Source organism: Parasphingorhabdus sp. (assembly GCF_041748495.1).
Lineage (GTDB): Bacteria > Pseudomonadota > Alphaproteobacteria > Sphingomonadales > Sphingomonadaceae > Parasphingorhabdus.
On sequence record NZ_JBGTDD010000133.1, the window covers coordinates 32,237 to 49,574 of the forward strand.

19 protein-coding genes are annotated in these 17,338 nt (G+C 59.9%); 5 read left to right on the plus strand and 14 right to left on the minus strand.

Annotation, left to right across the window (positions count from 1 at the left end; translation table 11 throughout):
* Positions 1 to 8 precede the first annotated feature (8 nt).
* The 4 genes from ACEW8J_RS11705 to ACEW8J_RS11720 all read right to left on the minus strand — a co-directional run bounded on the left by ACEW8J_RS11705 (position 9) and on the right by ACEW8J_RS11720 (position 5,350).
* Positions 9 to 1,298, minus strand: coding sequence for an adenylosuccinate synthase (locus tag ACEW8J_RS11705; protein ID WP_373491821.1), 1,290 nt, complete (start codon positions 1,296 to 1,298; stop codon positions 9 to 11).
* Between the two features lie 13 nt (positions 1,299 to 1,311).
* The gene (locus ACEW8J_RS11710) at positions 1,312 to 2,427 is read right to left on the minus strand and encodes an ATP phosphoribosyltransferase regulatory subunit (RefSeq protein ID WP_373491822.1); all 1,116 of its coding nucleotides are present in this window, start codon (positions 2,425 to 2,427) and stop codon (positions 1,312 to 1,314) included.
* A gap of 64 nt (positions 2,428 to 2,491) precedes the next feature.
* Positions 2,492 to 4,075 (minus strand): phosphoglycerate dehydrogenase, encoded by a 1,584-nt coding sequence (serA, locus tag ACEW8J_RS11715; RefSeq protein WP_373491823.1) that lies wholly within the window; start codon positions 4,073 to 4,075, stop codon positions 2,492 to 2,494.
* Positions 4,076 to 4,174: 99 nt separating this feature from the next.
* Positions 4,175 to 5,350, minus strand: coding sequence for a phosphoserine transaminase (locus ACEW8J_RS11720; RefSeq protein WP_373491824.1), 1,176 nt, complete (start codon positions 5,348 to 5,350; stop codon positions 4,175 to 4,177).
* Positions 5,351 to 5,668: 318 nt separating this feature from the next.
* Here ACEW8J_RS11720 and ACEW8J_RS11725 point away from each other — a divergent pair, with 318 nt between their 5' ends.
* Together ACEW8J_RS11725 and ACEW8J_RS11730 are read left to right on the plus strand one after the other, a co-directional pair.
* A complete protein-coding gene (locus ACEW8J_RS11725; protein WP_373491825.1) occupies positions 5,669 to 6,346 on the plus strand; it encodes an extensin family protein in 678 nt (225 codons plus the stop codon).
* 49 nt (positions 6,347 to 6,395) lie between these two features.
* Positions 6,396 to 7,265, plus strand: coding sequence for a TIGR00730 family Rossman fold protein (locus ACEW8J_RS11730; RefSeq protein WP_373491826.1), 870 nt, complete (start codon positions 6,396 to 6,398; stop codon positions 7,263 to 7,265).
* Positions 7,266 to 7,283: 18 nt separating this feature from the next.
* Here the strand turns inward: ACEW8J_RS11730 and ACEW8J_RS11735 are convergent, their stop codons facing one another.
* A complete protein-coding gene (locus tag ACEW8J_RS11735) occupies positions 7,284 to 7,922 on the minus strand; it encodes a cytochrome c family protein (RefSeq protein ID WP_373491827.1) in 639 nt (212 codons plus the stop codon).
* A gap of 211 nt (positions 7,923 to 8,133) precedes the next feature.
* Here ACEW8J_RS11735 and ACEW8J_RS11740 point away from each other — a divergent pair, with 211 nt between their 5' ends.
* The gene (locus tag ACEW8J_RS11740) at positions 8,134 to 9,033 is read left to right on the plus strand and encodes a prephenate dehydratase (protein WP_373491828.1); all 900 of its coding nucleotides are present in this window, start codon (positions 8,134 to 8,136) and stop codon (positions 9,031 to 9,033) included.
* Positions 9,034 to 9,039: 6 nt separating this feature from the next.
* Here ACEW8J_RS11740 and ACEW8J_RS11745 read toward each other — a convergent pair whose 3' ends face one another.
* The 6 genes from ACEW8J_RS11745 to ACEW8J_RS11770 form a co-directional block, all read right to left on the minus strand.
* Positions 9,040 to 9,375, minus strand: a complete 336-nt coding sequence (locus ACEW8J_RS11745) for a hypothetical protein (protein WP_373491829.1) — start codon at positions 9,373 to 9,375, stop codon at positions 9,040 to 9,042.
* A 16-nt stretch (positions 9,376 to 9,391) separates the two neighbouring features.
* Positions 9,392 to 10,876 carry an amidohydrolase family protein gene (locus ACEW8J_RS11750; RefSeq protein WP_373491830.1) on the minus strand — a complete coding sequence of 495 codons (1,485 nt, stop codon included), beginning with the start codon at positions 10,874 to 10,876 and terminating at the stop codon, positions 9,392 to 9,394.
* Positions 10,877 to 10,954: 78 nt separating this feature from the next.
* A complete protein-coding gene (locus tag ACEW8J_RS11755; protein WP_373491831.1) occupies positions 10,955 to 11,518 on the minus strand; it encodes a manganese efflux pump MntP family protein in 564 nt (187 codons plus the stop codon).
* Positions 11,519 to 11,845: 327 nt separating this feature from the next.
* Positions 11,846 to 12,166, minus strand: a complete 321-nt coding sequence (locus tag ACEW8J_RS11760; protein ID WP_373491832.1) for a DUF6481 family protein — start codon at positions 12,164 to 12,166, stop codon at positions 11,846 to 11,848.
* Positions 12,167 to 12,358: 192 nt separating this feature from the next.
* Positions 12,359 to 13,108 carry a LytR/AlgR family response regulator transcription factor gene (locus ACEW8J_RS11765; protein WP_373491833.1) on the minus strand — a complete coding sequence of 250 codons (750 nt, stop codon included), beginning with the start codon at positions 13,106 to 13,108 and terminating at the stop codon, positions 12,359 to 12,361.
* Positions 13,105 to 14,244 carry a sensor histidine kinase gene (locus ACEW8J_RS11770; protein ID WP_373491834.1) on the minus strand — a complete coding sequence of 380 codons (1,140 nt, stop codon included), beginning with the start codon at positions 14,242 to 14,244 and terminating at the stop codon, positions 13,105 to 13,107. Before ACEW8J_RS11770 ends, ACEW8J_RS11765 begins: the two co-directional genes overlap by 4 nt.
* Before the next feature lie 229 nt (positions 14,245 to 14,473).
* Here ACEW8J_RS11770 and ACEW8J_RS11775 point away from each other — a divergent pair, with 229 nt between their 5' ends.
* The gene (locus ACEW8J_RS11775; protein WP_373491835.1) at positions 14,474 to 15,025 is read left to right on the plus strand and encodes a hypothetical protein; all 552 of its coding nucleotides are present in this window, start codon (positions 14,474 to 14,476) and stop codon (positions 15,023 to 15,025) included.
* A 10-nt stretch (positions 15,026 to 15,035) separates the two neighbouring features.
* On the opposite strand, the gene ACEW8J_RS11780 is transcribed toward ACEW8J_RS11775, so the two are convergent.
* Complete coding sequence (locus ACEW8J_RS11780; RefSeq protein ID WP_373491836.1) at positions 15,036 to 15,935, minus strand: metal-dependent hydrolase; 900 nt, start codon at positions 15,933 to 15,935, stop codon at positions 15,036 to 15,038.
* A 67-nt stretch (positions 15,936 to 16,002) separates the two neighbouring features.
* Here ACEW8J_RS11780 and ACEW8J_RS11785 point away from each other — a divergent pair, with 67 nt between their 5' ends.
* The gene (locus ACEW8J_RS11785) at positions 16,003 to 16,599 is read left to right on the plus strand and encodes a TetR/AcrR family transcriptional regulator (protein ID WP_373491837.1); all 597 of its coding nucleotides are present in this window, start codon (positions 16,003 to 16,005) and stop codon (positions 16,597 to 16,599) included.
* Between the two features lie 108 nt (positions 16,600 to 16,707).
* Here ACEW8J_RS11785 and ACEW8J_RS11790 read toward each other — a convergent pair whose 3' ends face one another.
* Positions 16,708 to 17,142, minus strand: a complete 435-nt coding sequence (locus ACEW8J_RS11790) for a VOC family protein (RefSeq protein ID WP_373491838.1) — start codon at positions 17,140 to 17,142, stop codon at positions 16,708 to 16,710.
* The coding region (locus ACEW8J_RS11795) for a hypothetical protein (RefSeq protein WP_373491839.1) at positions 17,132 to 17,338 on the minus strand (207 nt) is incomplete at its 5' end. The genes ACEW8J_RS11790 and ACEW8J_RS11795, both read right to left, overlap by 11 nt.

Consider the following 17,338-nt stretch of genomic DNA (forward strand, 5'->3'; position numbering starts at 1 on the left):
TTCTGCTCTTAATCCGCGAACGGATCGGTCACCAAAATCGTATCTTCGCGCTCGGGCGACGTTGACACCAGGGCCACCGGGCACTGAATCAGCTCCTCCACGCGCCTTATATATTTGATCGCCTGTGCCGGCAAATCGGCCCAGCTGCGCGCGCCGGCGGTGGTCTCGTTCCAGCCTTCCATCGTTTCATATATCGGTTTGACGGCTGCCTGATCCTGATGATGGGGCGGCAGATAGTCAAAGGTCATCCCGTTCAGATCATAGCCAACACAGATTTTCAGTTCCGCAAACCCGTCGAGCACGTCCAGCTTGGTTAGCGCGATCCCGGCGACACCCGATACCGCCAAAGCCTGACGGACAAGCACCGCATCAAACCAGCCGCAACGCCGCTGACGACCGGTAACGGTGCCAAATTCATGACCACGCTCGCCAAGCCGCTGGCCGATCTCGTCGTCGAGTTCTGTCGGAAAGGGTCCCGATCCGACACGAGTGGTATAAGCCTTGGTAATGCCGAGGACATATCCGGTACCGGACGGACCGATTCCGGAGCCACCCGCGGCGGTTCCGGAAATCGTGTTCGAACTGGTGACGAACGGATATGTGCCGTGATCGACATCCAGCAGCACGCCTTGCGCGCCTTCGAACAAGATGCGCTTGCCGTCACGGCGAGCCTCGTTGAGGCGCTTCCAGACCGGCTGGGCATATTGCAGCACCGAATTGGCGATCTCTTTCAGATCACCCAGCAGCCTTACCCGGTCCACTGGTGGCTCGCCAAAACCGGCGCGCAAAGCGTCATGATGGGCGCATAGCCGGTCGAGTTGCGGACCCAGATCATCCAGATGCGCGAGGTCACACACCCGGATTGCACGGCGGCCGACCTTGTCTTCATAGGCCGGACCGATGCCGCGCCGTGTCGTGCCGATCTTGCCCTTGCCGCTGGCATCCTCGCGCATGGCATCGAGATCACGGTGGATCGGCAGGATCAGCGGGCAGGTTTCGGCAATAGCGAAATTGTCGGTGTTGATGGATACGCCCTGGCTTTCCAGCTTCTTGATCTCGTCGCGCAGATGCCAGGGATCGAGCACTACGCCATTGCCGATGATCGACAATGCACCGCGAACAATCCCCGAGGGGAGCAGCGAAAGCTTGTAGACAGCGCCATCGACGACCAATGTATGGCCGGCATTGTGACCGCCCTGAAAGCGGACCACGACATCGGCGCGTTCGGACAGCCAGTCGACAATCTTGCCCTTGCCCTCATCCCCCCATTGCGCGCCGATCACGGTTACATTGGCCATATCAAAGTCTTTCCTACAATGGTTCCGGCTGAGCGCCGTTCAATATATGCGAACACCCTAGTGCCCGCGCCAGATCCTTTTCCGACAGTGCTGCCACCGTCCGCCAGCCCGCTGCGCGCAGCTTGGCCGCAGCGTCTCGGTCATGTCCGAGCGGTAAAAAGATCTGATCATTGGCTTTGCTTCCAAAGCCCGCGTTGATCAGCGGGTCGGGATAGAGCGAGAAGCCGACCGCGGCTTCGGACGTGCCATCCGTCCGTGCGATCTGATAACTGCCACCGCGGCCCAGGGCGCCGATGAAACTTTCCGCGTAGAGCGTGAATCCGAACCAGTTCTGATATTCAAAGCCATGCCGCTCGGTGGGGTCGAGGGTCAAATCGACCTTGCCCTTTATGCTCTCGGCGATCCGGTCGACCCCATCCAGCCGCGAACCGAGCAACCCGTCACAGTCGAAGGCGCGAAGCTTTGCCATGGCCTCGTCAAACGGGCCGGTCGCCTCGATCAGCGGAAGATAGCCGGTCGCGCCGATAGCGGTGAGGCCGCCGGCATCCTTCATGTCCAGCTCGGCGCGTATTTCGGTAATCTGTGCAAGATTCAGTGGCAATGGCCCTGCCGCCAATATGTCGATCAGGTCGGGCATGGTGAAATCCACGGTGATCCCGCTAACACCGGCCCGTTCGAGCGCTTCGATTGCCATCGAGACAATCTCGCTGGCAGCGGTCACGCTGTCGTTGCCAATCAGCTCGGCCCCAATCTGCAGCCGGCTCCGCTCCGGTTGCAGTTGCCCGGAACGCAATTTCAGCACCTGTCCCGAATAGCTAAGACGGAGCGGCCGCGGCTGTTCTGCCAGACTGGTCGCCGCGATGCGTCCGATCTGCATCGTCATGTCCGGTCGCAATGCCAATGTGCGCTGTGATATGGGATCGACGAAGCGCATCAGATCATTGCGGGAAGCGCCCTGCATCCGTTCGGTCAGGCTCTCTTCATATTCCGCCAGCGGCGGGGTCACCCGGGCATAGCCATGGCTGGCCAAGGTATCGAGGACATCGCGTTCCAGTCGCGATGCCGCCTCGGCATAAGGCGGTAGCGCGTCATGGAACCCTTCGGGCAGGAGATTGGATGGCTTTCGCATGGCCCCGCTCATAGCCCAAGCACCGGCTCAGGCCATCCTTTTTCTTAGGTCTTTGCTGATCGAATTAAAACTTCAGGGCCTTGACCGTCTTCACCCCATTCAGCTGACAGATCGACCAGAGTACGGGCTCTTCCACCGGTGAATCGATCGACAGCAGCAGAACCGCCTCGCCACCCGGCGCATCGCTGCGACGACCCAGGTGGAACGTGCCGATATTGACCCCGGCTTCGCCCAATGTCGACCCAACGCTACCGATAAAACCAGGCTGATCCTGATTGACGATATACAGCATATCGCCCTCCAGATCGGCCTCAACCTTGATGCCGAACATTTCGACCAGTCGCGGACCGGACGATCCGAACAGGGTGCCAGCGACCGATTTTTCGCCTTCGTCGGTGGTGACGGTCACCCGGACAAGCGTGTGATAATCGCCTTCCCGCTCATGCCGGATCTCGCGGACATCGAGCCCGCGCTCTTTCGCCAGATAGGGCGCGTTGACCATGTTTACGGTATCGCTATAGGCCCGCATCAGACCAGCGAGCACCGCTGCCGTAATCGGCTTCTGGTCCAGTTCGGCCGCGGCACCTTCCACTTCCACAGCGACCCCCTTGATCTGGTCGGCTGCGAGCTGGCCCACAAGAGATCCCAACTGGGTGGCAAGCGCCATATAGGGCTTCAGTTTGGGTGCCTGCTCGGCTGACAGGCTGGGCATGTTGAGGGCGTTTTCCACGCCGCCGTTGACGAGATAGTCGGCCATTTGTTCGGCCACCTGAATGGCGACATTGACCTGTGCCTCGCTGGTGGAGGCGCCCAGATGCGGCGTGCAGATCAGGTTCGGCGCTCCGAACAGGGGATTTTCCTTCGCTGGTTCCTGGGCAAAAACGTCGAGGGCCGCACCGGCAACATGGCCGGATTCCAAGGCCTCCTTCAATGCTACCTCGTCGATCAGGCCGCCGCGGGCACAATTGATGATGCGTACACCGGGTTTCGTTTTCGCGAGGGCTTCGGCAGACAGGATATTGCGCGTCTGGTCGGTGAGCGGCGTGTGCATGGTGATAAAATCTGCGCGTGCCAGAAGATCATCCAGCGACACTTTCTCGACACCCATTTCCACCGCCCGTTCTTCGGTCAGGAACGGATCATAAGCGACAACCTTCATCCGCAAGCCGATCGCGCGTTCCGCGACGATCGAGCCGATATTGCCGGCACCGATCAGACCCAGGGTTTTGCTGGTGAGTTCGACGCCCATGAATTTGGATTTTTCCCATTTGCCGGCCTGGGTGGAAGCGTCGGCTGAAGGCAGTTGGCGAGCGAGGGCAAACATCAGGGCGATGGCATGTTCTGCGGTGGTGATGCTGTTGCCGAACGGTGTGTTCATAACCACCACACCCTTGGCAGAAGCAGCCGGGATATCGACATTGTCGACGCCGATACCGGCGCGGCCAACCACTTTCAGGTTGGTCGCGGCTGCCAGAATCTCGGCCGTGACTGTGGTCGAAGAACGGATGGCAAGACCATCATATTCGCCTATGATCTTCATCAGTTCTTCCGGCGTTTGTCCGGTGATTTCGTCGACTTCGCAGCCCCGTTCCCGGAATATCTGGGCGGCTTTCGGGTCCATTTTGTCGGATATGAGTACTTTTGGCATATTCTGGATTCCTTGTTGGGATCGTCCGGCCAACGCGGGCCGGTCTCCAAACCAATAACGCAATATCGATTTGGCCCCGGCATTACCGGGGCGATGCAATTACTGAGAAAGTTCGGATTTCACCTGAGCATAAGCCCATTCAATCCACTGCAGCAGACGGCGGATATCTTCTTCCTCGACGGTCGATCCGCACCAGATGCGCAGCGACGGCGGCGCATCGCGATAGCCGTTGAAATCATACGCGATGTCCATTTTTTCCAGCATTCCGGCGATTTTCTTCGGAACTGATGCTCTGTCCTCATCATTGAGGCCATCATACCAGTCGCCCTGAAACACCATGCAGACGCCGGTGTTGGTCCATTTCGCCGGATCGCTGACCATATTGCGCATCCACGGTGTGGCGGCGATCCAGTCGTGGACGATCTTCGCGTTGCGGTCGGCCCGGGCGTGCAGTTCCGGCAGGCCGCCGATCGACTTGGCCCATTCCAGCGAGGCGATATAATCCTCGGTCGCCAGCATCGATGGCGTGTTGATCGTCGCGCCTTCAAAAATGGCCAAGTTGAGCTTGTCGCCCTTCTTCACCCGGAAAATTTTCGGCAGCGGCCAGGATGGCGTGTAGCTTTCAATTCGTGCAACGGCGCGGGGACTGAGGATCAGCATGCCGTGACCGGCCTCTGATCCCATCACCTTTTGCCAGCTGTAGGTCGTGGCATCGAGCTTGGACCAGTCCATCGGCTGGGCAAAGACCGCGCTGGTTGCGTCGTTGATCGTCACGCCTTCACGGTCGTCGGCGATCCAGTCGGTATCGGGAATTTTGGCGCCCGAGGTTGTACCATTCCAGGTGAAGACAATATCGTCACCCTTGTCGATCGTCGTCAGATCGGGAATTTCGCCATAATCGGCTTCAAGAACGGTCAGATCGGCAAGCTTGAGTTGCTTGACAGCGTCCTGGATCCAGACATTGCCAAAGCTTTCCCATGCGGCAACCGTGACCGGACGCGACCCGAGCATGTTCCACATCGCCAGTTCAACCGCGCCAGTGTCGGAGGCGGGTACGATGCCGATCAAATAGTCGTCGGGAATACCGAGCAACTCGCGGCTCAGGTCGATGGCATATTTCAGCCTCGCCTTGCCGGTGGCGCTGCGATGCGAGCGGCCCATGGCGATGGTATTGATTTTGTCGAGGGACCAGCCGGGAAATTTGGCTGTCGGACCCGAAGAGAAATTCGGGCAGTCAGGACGCAATTCTGGCGCCGGTATAGTCGTATCAGTCATTTAACGCTTCTCCTTACAGAGAGCTCGCGCGGCGTTGGGACCGCGTGGCCCGGCGCCGCTTTGTATGGTGCGACGCAGCATGTCAAGCGCGTTTCTGGTTGCAAATGGAACCGGCTATTGCTTGCCGATCTATTGCCCAGAAGTCCGGCAGATCGTTTAACTGACGCAAATGGGTGCAGGAGTGATTCATGATTATTGCGGCTACGCTGGTCCAGAACGAACCGGTAGCACGCTGTATTTATCACGACCGACCGACTTTTACTTGCCACGATATTAGGCCGATTTTAACCATCTTCTGTCACGGCATGGAATATGAGTATGAGGAACGACAGAGACCGTCCGATGCGCAATATGGTTGCGCTGGGGATTTTTTCGATCCTGCTCAGCGCTTGCGGTGCCATCCCGGGCGGACGCGGCGAGCCGGTTCAGCGTCCCGCAACTTCAGCCGGTATCGGTGTCTTCGATCCCAGCCCCGCCGCCCGTCAGTGTTTTACCGAGCTTGGCAAGGCCAATGTCCGCTTTTCACCCTTGCCCAACCGGCAATTTAGCGGCGGTTGCAGCCAGATTGACAGCATCAAGCTGCTTGATGTTGGTGCCGACGTCACCAATCTGGGACCGGTCAAGTGCGAGCTGGCCGGCAAATTCGCTGCCTGGACCGAATATGCGGTGAAACGCGCAGCCCGCAAATATCTCGGCAGCGATCTGCTGCGGATCGAAACGATGGGCAGTTACAGTTGCCGGAACATTGCAGGTTCGGGAAGGCTGTCGGAGCATGCCCATGCCAATGCGATCGACGTGTCGGCTTTTGTGCTGACCGATGGTCGCCGGATAACGGTCGAGAATAACTGGAAAAGTGGGCACCGGGAAATGCTATTCCTGACCGCGATCCATGACAGCGCCTGCAAGCGTTTTGGCACCGTTCTCAGCCCCAATTACAACGCTGCGCACCGCGATCATTTGCATCTGGATATGAGCGGCAACGGTTATTGCCGTTAGCAGACCAAGGGCTCTGGCCAGCTTCAAATCTTTGCTTTAGGGCGAAGCCATGACCAACAAAGATCTCCACGACAACCGGTTTTACCGCGCCAAGGAAGAAGCCGAATTTGCCGAGAAGGCAGCAATCGGCACACCCCAGACTCAGGACCCGGCCTATCGGCTGGCCTTTCAGGACACCGACTTCCTGCTCCGCGAGGAGCTGCGTCCGGTCCGCTTTCAGCTCGAATTGCTCAAGCCGGAGATGCTGCTCGACGAAGCCGGCATTGGTTCGACCCTGGTGATGTACGGGTCGGCTCGGATTCCGGAGCCGGACAAGGCCGATTCGCTGATCGAGGCGGCGGTGGACGACGAATCGCGCAAGATTGCCGAGCGGTTGAAAGACAAAGCCAAATATTATGACGAAGCCCGCCAACTGGCGCGGCTGGCGAGCGCCTGCGGCCTTTCCGCAAACGGCAAGCGCGATTTCGTTGTTTGCTCCGGCGGCGGACCGTCGATCATGGAAGCAGCCAATCGCGGCGCAGCGGATGCCGGCAAGGAGTCGATCGGGCTCAATATCGTCCTGCCGCACGAGCAGGCGCCGAATGAATATGTCACCCCTTCGCTGAGTTTCCAGTTTCACTATTTCGCGCTGCGCAAGATGCATTTCCTGCTGCGCGCGCGAGCAGTAGCAGTCTTCCCGGGCGGCTTCGGTACGCTGGACGAGTTTCTCGAACTGGTCACTCTGGTCCAGACCGGCAAGATGGAAAAGCTGCCGATCCTGCTGTTCGGCGAAGCCTTCTGGAACCGGGTGATCAATTTCGAGGCGCTCGCCGAAGAGGGCACGATCAGCCGTGCCGACCTCGATCTGTTCCAGTTTGTCGAAACCGCCGACGAGGCTTGGGGCGTCATCAAGCAATTTTACGATCTGGATTGCGGCTGAGGCAATCCGGTGGCGGGCTTATTCTGCCGCTGCCGCCGTGCTTGCTTCTGCTGCTTCCTGCGCTTCGCTATCGGCACCGGCTTCGCTGGCTGCCTCAGCGGCAGCGTCTTCAGCCGGAGCTTCTTCGACAACCGGTGCAGCCGGCAAGGGCAGGTTCGAACCCTGAGCGTTCAGATAGGCCATCAGATTGGCACGGTCTTCCGGCTTGCCGAGACCGGCAAAGGTCATTTTCGTGCCATCGGCATATCTGCGCGGTGAGGCCAGCCAGGCATCCATATTGTTCCAGTCCCAGACACCCGTTTTGCTTTTCAGCGCATCGCTATAGGCGAATCCGGCGACATGGGCGTGCGGCTTGCCCATTGATGCCCACAGATTCGGACCGATGCCATTGGCACCGCCCTGATTGATCGTGTGACAGGCAGCACATTTGCCATAAACCTTTTCGCCGGCAGCGGCATCGGCGGTTTGCATCAGCGCTTCAACCGACGGGCCGCTGTCCGCGGCACCGGCGGTTTCGACGCCTTCGATGACATAGCCCATGACTTCCGGACGCTGATCCTTGCCGGCGTGGAAATATTTGTCGCTGAGAATAGAAAAACCGAGGGCTGCAATGCCGCCAGCCAGAACCCAACCTGCGATGGTATTATTGTTGCTCATAAATTGTCTCAAACCCCTGAGTGAGCGGCGGCCATGGGCCTGCCAAATTTGTGCTGTCTGTAAAGAGCGCAGGGGAGCAACGCAAGGCTTCAATTGCCGGAATTTGCGGCAAGGCCGAGAGCGCGGGAAGACCAGCTCGGCGGACAGGCCACTTCCCTCTTGCCCCGCCGCGTCCGGTTCGACTATCGCAGCAGCGCAAAAGAGGGACGAGATGGACAGCTTTCCGAAAAACGCGTTGGGCATGGTCAAGAAAATGACCGAAAAAGGTGCGGAGCAGCCGGAAAAGGCGATCGCCTTTCAGGGCGCACCTGGCGCCAATTCCCATCTCGCTGCGCTCGACTATGCACCGGAAGGCCTGCCGGTGCCCTGCTTTTCCTTCGAGGATGCGATTGACGCGGTGAAGCTGGGTACAGCGGGCAGCGCGATCATCCCGATCGAAAATTCGCTGCATGGCCGGGTGGCGGACATCCATTTTCTGCTGCCCGAATCGGGTCTGCATATCGTCGACGAATATTTCATGCCGATCCAGCATTGTCTGATGGCGCGATCGGCGGACGCCGTCATCCACACGGCGATGAGCCATCCGCAGGCGCTTGGCCAGTGCCGCCATTATCTGCGCAAGCGCGGGATCATCCCCGTCGCCTATGCCGATACCGCTGCCGCCGCCGCCTTTGTCGCCCAGCAGGACGATCCCCATGCCGCGGCGATCGCGCCGAGGCTGGCGGCGCAAATTTACGGCTTGCAGCCAATCGAGGAGGCGATTGAGGATTCGCCGGACAATATCACCCGGTTCGTGGTGCTGGCACCGGACGCGGCGATACCGGAAGCCAATGGACCGGTGATGACGACCTTTGTTTTCGAGGTCAAGAATATCCCCGCCGCGCTGTACAAGGCGATGGGCGGTTTTGCCACCAATGGCGTCAACATGACCAAGCTGGAAAGCTATCAACAGGGCAGCAGCTTTGCCGCGACCGAATTTTTCGCCGATATCGAGGGTGCGCCCGGCGATCCGGCGGTCGACCGGGCACTGGCGGAGCTCGGCTTCCACTGCAATAGCGTTCGGATATTGGGTACCTACCGGCAAGCCCGGCCACGGACGGTGAGCGTCTAGGGGGCTTTAGCGGTTGGGCGGATCGCGCGGCCGGATCGAGATCGGAGATATCGATATCCTCCGGATCCATGGCGGCAGTCCGCTCGCGTTCGCGGAGCAGGCCAAGCCTGCTGGCCAGTTCCTGATCATCCAGCCCGGCGATCCCTGCCGGCGCGGCGGGTGCGCGGCGCTCCTGCCGGTCGAGCATGGCGGTGCAATCCTCGCCTTTGCCGATCGCTTCGACAATGTCTCAAAATCGGCGGCGGCCTCGCGGGAAAGGTCGCCCGCGATATCCATGCCATCGGCCCTGGCATCGAGCCGCGCCCAGCCGGCGACAATGGCGCTCCTTCTGAATTCGGACATAGATTGCTGCAGCGCCCTAAAGCTCCTTCGAAACGCTGCTTTTCGCAAAACCCCACAAGAGACGAACCCAGTTCGCCGGATTGTTTGCTTCGGCCTTGGTAAAGTCCAGCAAGGCGTCAAGTCGCTGCCGGTCATGGAGCCGCCCTGCCAGCCAGACAGCTCGTATCGTCCGGGTGTTTTGGATATTTTCCAGAGGATTGGCCGTCAGCAAGACTAGGTCGGCCCGTTTGCCAATGGCAATGGAGCCGGATTCCAAGCCAAGGCCGGCATAGCGGGCTGCGTCAGTCGTGGCCGCGCGAAGCACATCGGCGGGGCTCATCCCCGAGCGAACAAGATGCGCCATCTCGTCATGATAGCGAAAGCCACCGATGGCCGTATCGGTGCCGATCAATATGCCCACACCCGCTTGGTGCGCCTTGCCAGTCAATTCCAATCCGCGCGCAAAATATGCCTTGAGCGCATGCGTCCCCCGCCTATCGGGAAAGCGCGTGGCCGTTGCCTTCTGATCATCGGTAAAGGCCCAGCGTGACATGGGGTCGAGATAATCGAGCCGTGGGTCGTTCAGGAAAACATCATCGGTCGAAAGCGCATCCTCTTCGCGAGTGACATGCGTCGGCACGAACCACGCACCGGCGGCCTGCATCGCGGCGAAATGGTCGGCGCAAATCTTTGGATCATGTGCGCGAACCATGCGCTCCAAAAGGACATTTGGCGTCAGACCGTCCAGCTTTCCGGCCCGCCAATCCTCCGCCTCGGTAAAGCATTGCTCTAGTAGAAGACGGGCATGTTCGAAACTATCCTGCCCGGCCTTGATTGCGGTTTCTAGACTGACCTGTTTTGGCAAATGACCGACAAGCCGCATATCCATCTTTACAGCAGAACGAGCAAGGGCGGCATATGCCTCGGGCGTCAGGCGGTTGTAGACCTTGAACGCATCGATATCCCGCTCGGCGTAACGACGGGCGCGGTCCTTCACTTGCGACACGGTCATGTCTGGCCGTTCAAAATAGAAGCTGGCAATCTCGACAATTTTCGGGGCGGTGAGCTTGCCCGCATCCACAGCAGCAGCCCAGCGTCGCTTGTCACCGACGCATGCGATCAAGCTGTCCGTCAGTTCGGGGCAGTCCATCATATCACGGACACTTGTCACGCCATTTGCAACGAACAGCGGAAAGTGGAATTGCGGGGACAGCTGGAAACTATGCATGTGCATGTCCCAGAAACCCGGCACGAGAAAGCCGCCGCGCCCATCGACTGCCATGCCGGCAAGCCCCTCAGCGCCCGGCCCAATAGCGGCTATCCGGCCGTCCCGGATGGCAATGGAGACGGATGGCCCGAATGAACCAGCTTCGACATCGAGAATCTTCACATTGTGGATGACGTATCGGGTCTGCTGGTCAGGCAGCGGTGGCTCGGACGGCGGCGTCAGAATGGAATAGAGCGCGAATAATGCGATCAAGCCTATGATCGAGGCCAGAACCGCCGTTATCTTCTTCAACATTTCGTTCCCGATCCAACGACTAGCCCCCCTATCCTAAAGGGATTTGGTTATACCGTATAGCCAGTTTATGTCGCACCCTCAGCCCCCAAAAAACTGATGCTCGATGAAGATCTTCAGGCCGAGCGCGATCAGCACGAGGCCGCCGGCGATCTCCGCGACCTTGCCGATCCGCTTGTTCGCCGATCCGCCGACAAGCACCCCCCAGGCCGAGAGCAGCGCGGTGATCAGCGCGATCGCGATACAGGTCTGCAGCACCGGCAGACCGAAAGCGGGAAAGGTGAGGCCGGCGGCCAGGGCGTCGATACTGGTCGCGATTGCGGCAACGGCCAGGCTCCAGCCGGAGAGCATCGCTGGCCGCTCGTTTCCGGTCAGGCCGCGCGCCTCCCACAGCATCTTGAGACCCAGTCCGACGAGCAGGATCAGCGCGATCCAGTGATCGAATGCGCTGATCTGTGCCAGGAAGGCAGCGCCGAGCATCCAGCCCAGGAGGGGCATGATGCCCTGGGCCAGTCCGAAGACCAGCCCGATCCGGATCGCATAAGATCGGGAATCATGCCCGGCGGCCCCTTGCGCTACCGCGACGGCAAAGGCGTCCATGGCGAGGCCGATGGCGACAGCCATTATGATGATGAATGTTTCCATGGATATGATGCTTTCAATCGCGCCCGGTGGTGATGTCTTCCAACCCGATATGGGCCAGCCTGACGGCCCTGGTCAACCGATCGAAAGGGTCCCCTGCGGATTGCAAGCGTCCGGTGCGTCCCATGAAGATCCCGATTTTTCCGGGTCGCCTTGATTGGCAGGGCGGCAGCGGAAACGCTTGTCCAGCAGCGGCATTGGTCTGGCCCGGAGGTTGACAGGCGAACCTTGTCGAGATACGAAAAATATTCGCATATCGGCTATATTGCCTGAACCCGCTTCAGGATAGTTTGCATGACTAGCGAATCGGCCTGAGCCGCCTGATGTCGCCTAGCGCTTGCGCTTCTTGCGCTGGGCGTAGCGTTCGTCGCGGGCGATCTTTTTCTCGGTTTCGGTCAGACCGAGGGCGAGCTTCGGCCTGGCCTGTTCCTTCGCCGCCTTGCGCTCGGCCTTTTCCTGCTCGAAAGCGGCGCGCTTCTCTTCGCTCGCCTTGGCCTGTTTCTGCTCGCGGGCCAGTTCAGCGGCCTTGCGCTCTGCGACGACTTCCGGGCTGAGCGGCTTTTTCGCCTTCAGCTTCTTGAGGGCAGCCTGCCTGGCTTTTGCGGCCATTTGTGTGCGTTCCTGAAAGGTCGGTTGTGTAAATGGCGGCATATGGTCTATAATTCCTTGCTAATGATATCGGCCCCGGCTCGGCGGTGACCCGAGAGACGTTTCTGTTCCCTTACAAATACTGGTTTGATCGGGCAAGGCCCAAGCAATTCGGCGAGCGGTGCGGCAGGAGTTGCTCTTAGGATCAGGATGCGGCGGCGGACAAACAGGCCGGGAGCGAGCGGATTGTTCCTCCTACCGCCCGGCCAGCTTTTTTGCTTCCGCCAGATGGGTGCGGCCAATGCGGATTTCAGTGCCGCATTTGAGGCAGGCGATCCAGACGCCGCCACCGTCGTGGCGTAGGCCGGCAATCCAGTCGCGGCGCACCAGATGCGAGCGGTGCAGGCGGATGAACTCTGCCGGATCGAGCCGTTCCTCCAGACCGGTGATGGTCTGGTGCAGCAGATAGCTGATGCTGCCGACGTGCAGCCGCATATAGTCGCGTTCGGCCTCGACCCGCTCGATTTCGGTGGCGACGATGCGGCGCAATTCAGATTTATAGGGGACCCAGAATTCTTCGGCCCAGGGCGAGTTGTCCGACTCACCGGCGCGCGGTTCGGCCGTCCGATCGCGGACCCTAGAAATCGCCAGCGTCAGCCGCTCGTTTTCCACCGGTTTCAGCAGATAGTCGATTGCCGCCACGTCAAAGGCCTCGACCGCAAAGCGATCAAATGCGGTGACAAAGATGATCGCCGGGGCATCGGGCTGGCCGGACAAGGCCCGGGCGACGTCCAGTCCGTCCTTGCCGGGCATGGCGATATCGAGCAGCAGCAGGTCTGGTTTCAGTTGCTGGGTGAGGCGCAGCGCCGCTTCGCCATCGCTGGCGGTGCCGATCAGATCGATATCCGGTTGCCGGGCGCAGAGCAGTTGCAGGCGTTCGATCGCCAGCGGCTCGTCATCAACGATCAGCGTGGTCAGCGGCCGGGTTTCGTTTTCTTCAATCATGAATTGTCCAGCATCAAGGGCAGAGTCAGCTGGGCAATATAGCCTCCTTCCAGCGGACGTACAGTCTGCAGGCTGGCCTGCCGGCCAAAGCGCGTTTCGAGCCGGTCGCGGACATTGGCGAGGCCTATGCCGCTGCTGGTGCCCTTGTCTTCCAGATCGACCGGCCGCGGATCGCCATCGTCGGCTACCGTGAGGATCAGATTGTCGCCATCCGAGCGCGCGCTGATCGTGATGGTGACCGGGCGTTTGCTGTGCGCGACGCTATGCTTGATCGCATTTTCCACCAAAGGCTGCAGGATCAGTCCCGGCACCAGTACGCCGAGCAGTTCGTCGGGAATATGCACCCTGGTTCGCAGCCGCTCGGGGAAGCGGACCGCTTCGATATCGAGATAGAGATTCTGCAGATGCACCTCTTCCGACAAGGGCACATCCTCGAGCGGATCGCCGGACAGGCTGGTGCGATAGAATTTCGACAGGTTGAGGATCATTTCCTCCGCTTCTTCAGGCTGGCGGCGCATCACCAGGGTGCTGAGGCTGTTGAGCGTGTTGAACAGGAAATGCGGGTTGACCTGATAGCGCAGCGACCGCAGCTCCGCATCCTGAGCGGCCTGGGCGAAGCGGGCGGCCTTGCGCTCGACCTGGCGGACCTCACCGGCATAGCTCAGGGTCAGATAGAGCGAGGCCCAGCTGATGATGAAGAAAAAGCGGGATGTGGCGTCTTCGGAAATCGACTTGAGGGCAAAATTCTCCTGCTCCATATATTTGCGCATTTCCTCGACATGCGCCTCGTCCCAAAGATTTTCAGGATAATAGATATTGAAAATATAATGATTGCACCCCGCAATCAGGATCGCGCAGGGAATCGCGGCGGCGAAGGCGGTGATGATGCGGGTCGACAGGGCCTTGTCCTCGAACTGCCGGAGAAACAGATAGAGCAGATAGGTGATGCCGATGCCGAATATCGTAACGACCAGGCGGCGCATCGCCATTTCGCCCTGCGCCGGCCAGTCGCCGATCGAGGCGCGCAGCGTCAGGATGATCACGTAGAAAAGCCAGAATCCGAGAATCGACAGGATCGCGACCTGATGACCGACCGACGGCTTGTGATTTCCCAGTTCGAATTTTTTCATGTGCATTCAATTCTTCATTTCGAAACAGCTTAGGGCAATATGCTATCCATTGTCTCTAGGCGAATCGTGCCCGGTCGAAACAGGCTTGCGGTTGGTCGAAACTTTCTGAGTCTGGCGCGCAATTTTTCGAATTTTGGCGGGCAGGAGCGCAATTATTCCGGTCATGTTTAACCAATTGCTAACCATGTTTGGGGCAATGTTCCGGTGGGATGAAATGAAAAGGAGTCCCGAGAGCATGACCAAGGAAACAAGACCCGTCCCCGGTGCGATGACGCTGGCCGAAATGAAAGAATTTGCGAGCTTCAGCTCCGCGGCGCAGCGCTATATCCGCCGGTCGCTGGATGTCGGTCTCGACCGCTCCGATGCGATCGAGACCTGGTCGCGCGATGCAGTCGAGGAAGCCGGGATCAAGGTTCAGATGGCCCTGTACCGGCGGCTTGCCGAGATCCGCAAGGCAATCCCTCAGGATTGCGCGATCGACAGTATCGAATCGTTCATGCCCTCGCTGATTTCGCTCGCTGCCTATGATCTGGGGCAGGGGCGTATCCACAGTTTTCCGGCATTCCGCTTTCTCTACGAACGGCTGCTCGGCCCGGATTCGCGGCCCTGGCTGCCCGGCGCCTTTTGCGCGGCGGCGGCGCTCCCGCATCTCCATCCGAAGACCCGCAAGGGCCTGCTGCAATCGATCAGCGAAGCCGCCGCGACCGCGCCCGGCTGGTCCAACCGCGAACCGAGCTTCTTTCCGGAATGGGTCGAAAAAGTGGACATGAGCAAGGCGGCGCACTGACCGCCGCCAATCAGCTGGTCGCCGGCCGCCCGGTTATCGCCGCTTCATAATCGCTGTCGGCCCGCCGGATCAGATGCCGGTCGTCCTCGTTCCACGGATGAAATCCGGGCAGGAAGAATTTGCACCAGGGGATGATGATCGCCCGCGCGATGCCCGGCTTGACCAGCAGGAATTTTGCCAGTTTGATCTTTACCCGCCATCCGGCCATGCCGTCCTGGGCGAGCAGGTCGAGCGAGTCCTTCCAGCGGTTGCCCCAGAAATTCCGGGTGATGACCAGCATCATCAGCGCCTTCACCTTCCAGCGCTGCCAGCGGCTCCAGTCGCGGGTCGCATAGAGCCAGGTGTCATAGGCGACGCCCTTGTGCTCGATCTCTTCCAATGCGTGCCAGCGCCACAGATCGGCGGTTTCCGGATCGGAATCCTGCCAGTGCTTGGGATTGGCGAGAAATTGCTGGGCCATTATCGCGGTGAAATGTTCGAGAATCATCGTTGCGGCGAGATTGGTGATCTTTGGTCGGTCCTTGGTCATCGCAAGCGATTCGGTAATCCGGGTCTCGATCCGGCTGGTGTCATAGCCCTGTTCCTCGACCCGGCGGTTCAGCGCCAGATGCTCGCGGCTGTGGATCACCTCCTGCTGGACGAAGGCGCGGATTTCCCGTTGCAGCTTTGCCGGGGTGTGATCGCGGAACTGCTTCAGGCTTTCGATGAAAAACGCCTCGCCGCGGGGGAATGTGAGCGACAGGCAATTGTAGAAGGCGGTCGCGACCGGATCGCCATTCTGCCAATATTTGCCGGGCTGATGGCCTGCGTCGCGACCGAAACGGCGGTCGCGGGGGGTGATTTCATGACCCGCAGGCGTGGGAGTGACAATCGGTTCCGGTTCGGCGTTGACCGAGCTAAGCATATTCATCAGATGTTTCCATTATGCGAAATGCCGACTATGGCTAACATCAATGACAATAAGGTTGCTTACATAAATGTCAATAGCGAAACGCCGCCTCTCCCCGGAAGAAAGCCGCAGCATGGCGCTGGCGGCGGCCCGGGACCTGCTGATCGAAACCGGCCCGCAAGCGGTGACGCTGAAGGCTGTGGCGTCGCGGATCGGCCGCACCCATGCCAATCTCCTGCATCATTTCGGTTCGGCCTCCGGCTTGCAAAAAGCGCTGGCCGTCTATCTGTCCGACGAGGTCTGCGGCATGATCGCGCAGGCGATCTTGAAGTCGCGCACCGGCGAAGGCAGCGTGCGCGACATTGTCGACCTGACCTTTGACGCGTTCGACAAGCAGGGCGGAGCGGCGCTGTGGTCGTGGATGATGCTGACCGGCAACGAAGATGCGCTCGACCCGATCGTCGATGCCATCCACTCGCTGGTCGACGATATTGGCGAAGACGGGCATGCCGACCAGGCAAAGCATGAAGACACGCTGGCGCTGGTGCTGATGGCGCTGGGCGATGCGCTGATCGGCGAGCGCCTGTCCGGCTCGCTGGAACTGCCCCGCAATTCCGCCCGCGACATGGCCGAACGGCAATTGCAGGATGCGCTGGATCGCTGGAAAAGCGAGCATGAAGGCTAGGGCGGGGTTGGTCTGAGCGTTATACACGGGGTTCTTGGCCCTTCTCCCTCACGGGAGAAGGAGAATCAGACCGTCCTTAGCCAGGCTCAGGATGGCGAGGGCGGCTGATCAGTCCGTGGCGAAAAGCTGATCGTCGCTGGCAAAGGCCTTGAATTCGAGCGCATTGCCGCTCGGGTCGTGAAAGAACATCGTCGCCTGCTCGCCGGTCTGTCCCTGGAAGCGGATCGTCGGCGGGATGACAAAGTCGATAGCGGCGGCGGTCAAGCGGTCGGCGAGCGCGTGCCATGCGGGCATCGTCAGCACGACGCCGAAATGCGGGACCGGTACCTGTTCGCCATCGACCGGATTGATCAGGGGGTGAGGCGCAAAATTCTCGTCGAGATGGGTAACAATCTGGTGGCCGTAGAGGCTGAAGTCGATCCAGTGGCTGTCGCTGCGCCCTTGTGGGCAACCGAGCAGCTTCCCGTAAAATGCGCGGGCCGCTTCGAGATCATGGACCGGAAAGGCAAGATGGAACGGGCGCAGGGGGGAATCAATGGTCACTGCGTGGCTGCTTCTGTTCGGGTGCGGCCAAGGTGAAGCAATGGTCGAAATCCAGATCCGAACCCAGGCCTGCCGTTTCCCGCGTTCGGGCATCGGCCAACATCGCTTCGCGGCCCTGGGTCAGCAAAATGTCGCTTTCGGTTCCGCTCAGGCCCTCGGCCCGCATCTGGTCGCGGGCGCGGCTGTCGAGCACGGC

Bases quoted from the DNA above. Each gene is read 5' to 3' on its own strand.
- ACEW8J_RS11720 (WP_373491824.1), bottom strand. From the start codon at position 5,350: ATGACTGATACGACTATACCGGCGCCAGAATTGCGTCCTGACTGCCCG.
- ACEW8J_RS11775 (WP_373491835.1), top strand. From the start codon at position 14,474: ATGACCAAGGAAACAAGACCCGTCCCCGGTGCGATGACGCTGGCCGAA.
- ACEW8J_RS11770 (WP_373491834.1), bottom strand. From the start codon at position 14,244: ATGCACATGAAAAAATTCGAACTGGGAAATCACAAGCCGTCGGTCGGT.
- ACEW8J_RS11745 (WP_373491829.1), bottom strand. From the start codon at position 9,375: ATGTCCGAATTCAGAAGGAGCGCCATTGTCGCCGGCTGGGCGCGGCTC.
- ACEW8J_RS11780 (WP_373491836.1), bottom strand. From the start codon at position 15,935: ATGAATATGCTTAGCTCGGTCAACGCCGAACCGGAACCGATTGTCACT.
- ACEW8J_RS11760 (WP_373491832.1), bottom strand. From the start codon at position 12,166: ATGCCGCCATTTACACAACCGACCTTTCAGGAACGCACACAAATGGCC.
- ACEW8J_RS11730 (WP_373491826.1), top strand. From the start codon at position 6,396: ATGACCAACAAAGATCTCCACGACAACCGGTTTTACCGCGCCAAGGAA.
- ACEW8J_RS11735 (WP_373491827.1), bottom strand. From the start codon at position 7,922: ATGAGCAACAATAATACCATCGCAGGTTGGGTTCTGGCTGGCGGCATT.
- ACEW8J_RS11765 (WP_373491833.1), bottom strand. From the start codon at position 13,108: ATGATTGAAGAAAACGAAACCCGGCCGCTGACCACGCTGATCGTTGAT.
- serA (WP_373491823.1), bottom strand. From the start codon at position 4,075: ATGCCAAAAGTACTCATATCCGACAAAATGGACCCGAAAGCCGCCCAG.
- ACEW8J_RS11710 (WP_373491822.1), bottom strand. From the start codon at position 2,427: ATGCGAAAGCCATCCAATCTCCTGCCCGAAGGGTTCCATGACGCGCTA.
- ACEW8J_RS11725 (WP_373491825.1), top strand. From the start codon at position 5,669: ATGAGGAACGACAGAGACCGTCCGATGCGCAATATGGTTGCGCTGGGG.
- ACEW8J_RS11785 (WP_373491837.1), top strand. From the start codon at position 16,003: ATGTCAATAGCGAAACGCCGCCTCTCCCCGGAAGAAAGCCGCAGCATG.
- ACEW8J_RS11705 (WP_373491821.1), bottom strand. From the start codon at position 1,298: ATGGCCAATGTAACCGTGATCGGCGCGCAATGGGGGGATGAGGGCAAG.
- ACEW8J_RS11755 (WP_373491831.1), bottom strand. From the start codon at position 11,518: ATGGAAACATTCATCATCATAATGGCTGTCGCCATCGGCCTCGCCATG.
- ACEW8J_RS11750 (WP_373491830.1), bottom strand. From the start codon at position 10,876: ATGTTGAAGAAGATAACGGCGGTTCTGGCCTCGATCATAGGCTTGATC.
- ACEW8J_RS11740 (WP_373491828.1), top strand. From the start codon at position 8,134: ATGGACAGCTTTCCGAAAAACGCGTTGGGCATGGTCAAGAAAATGACC.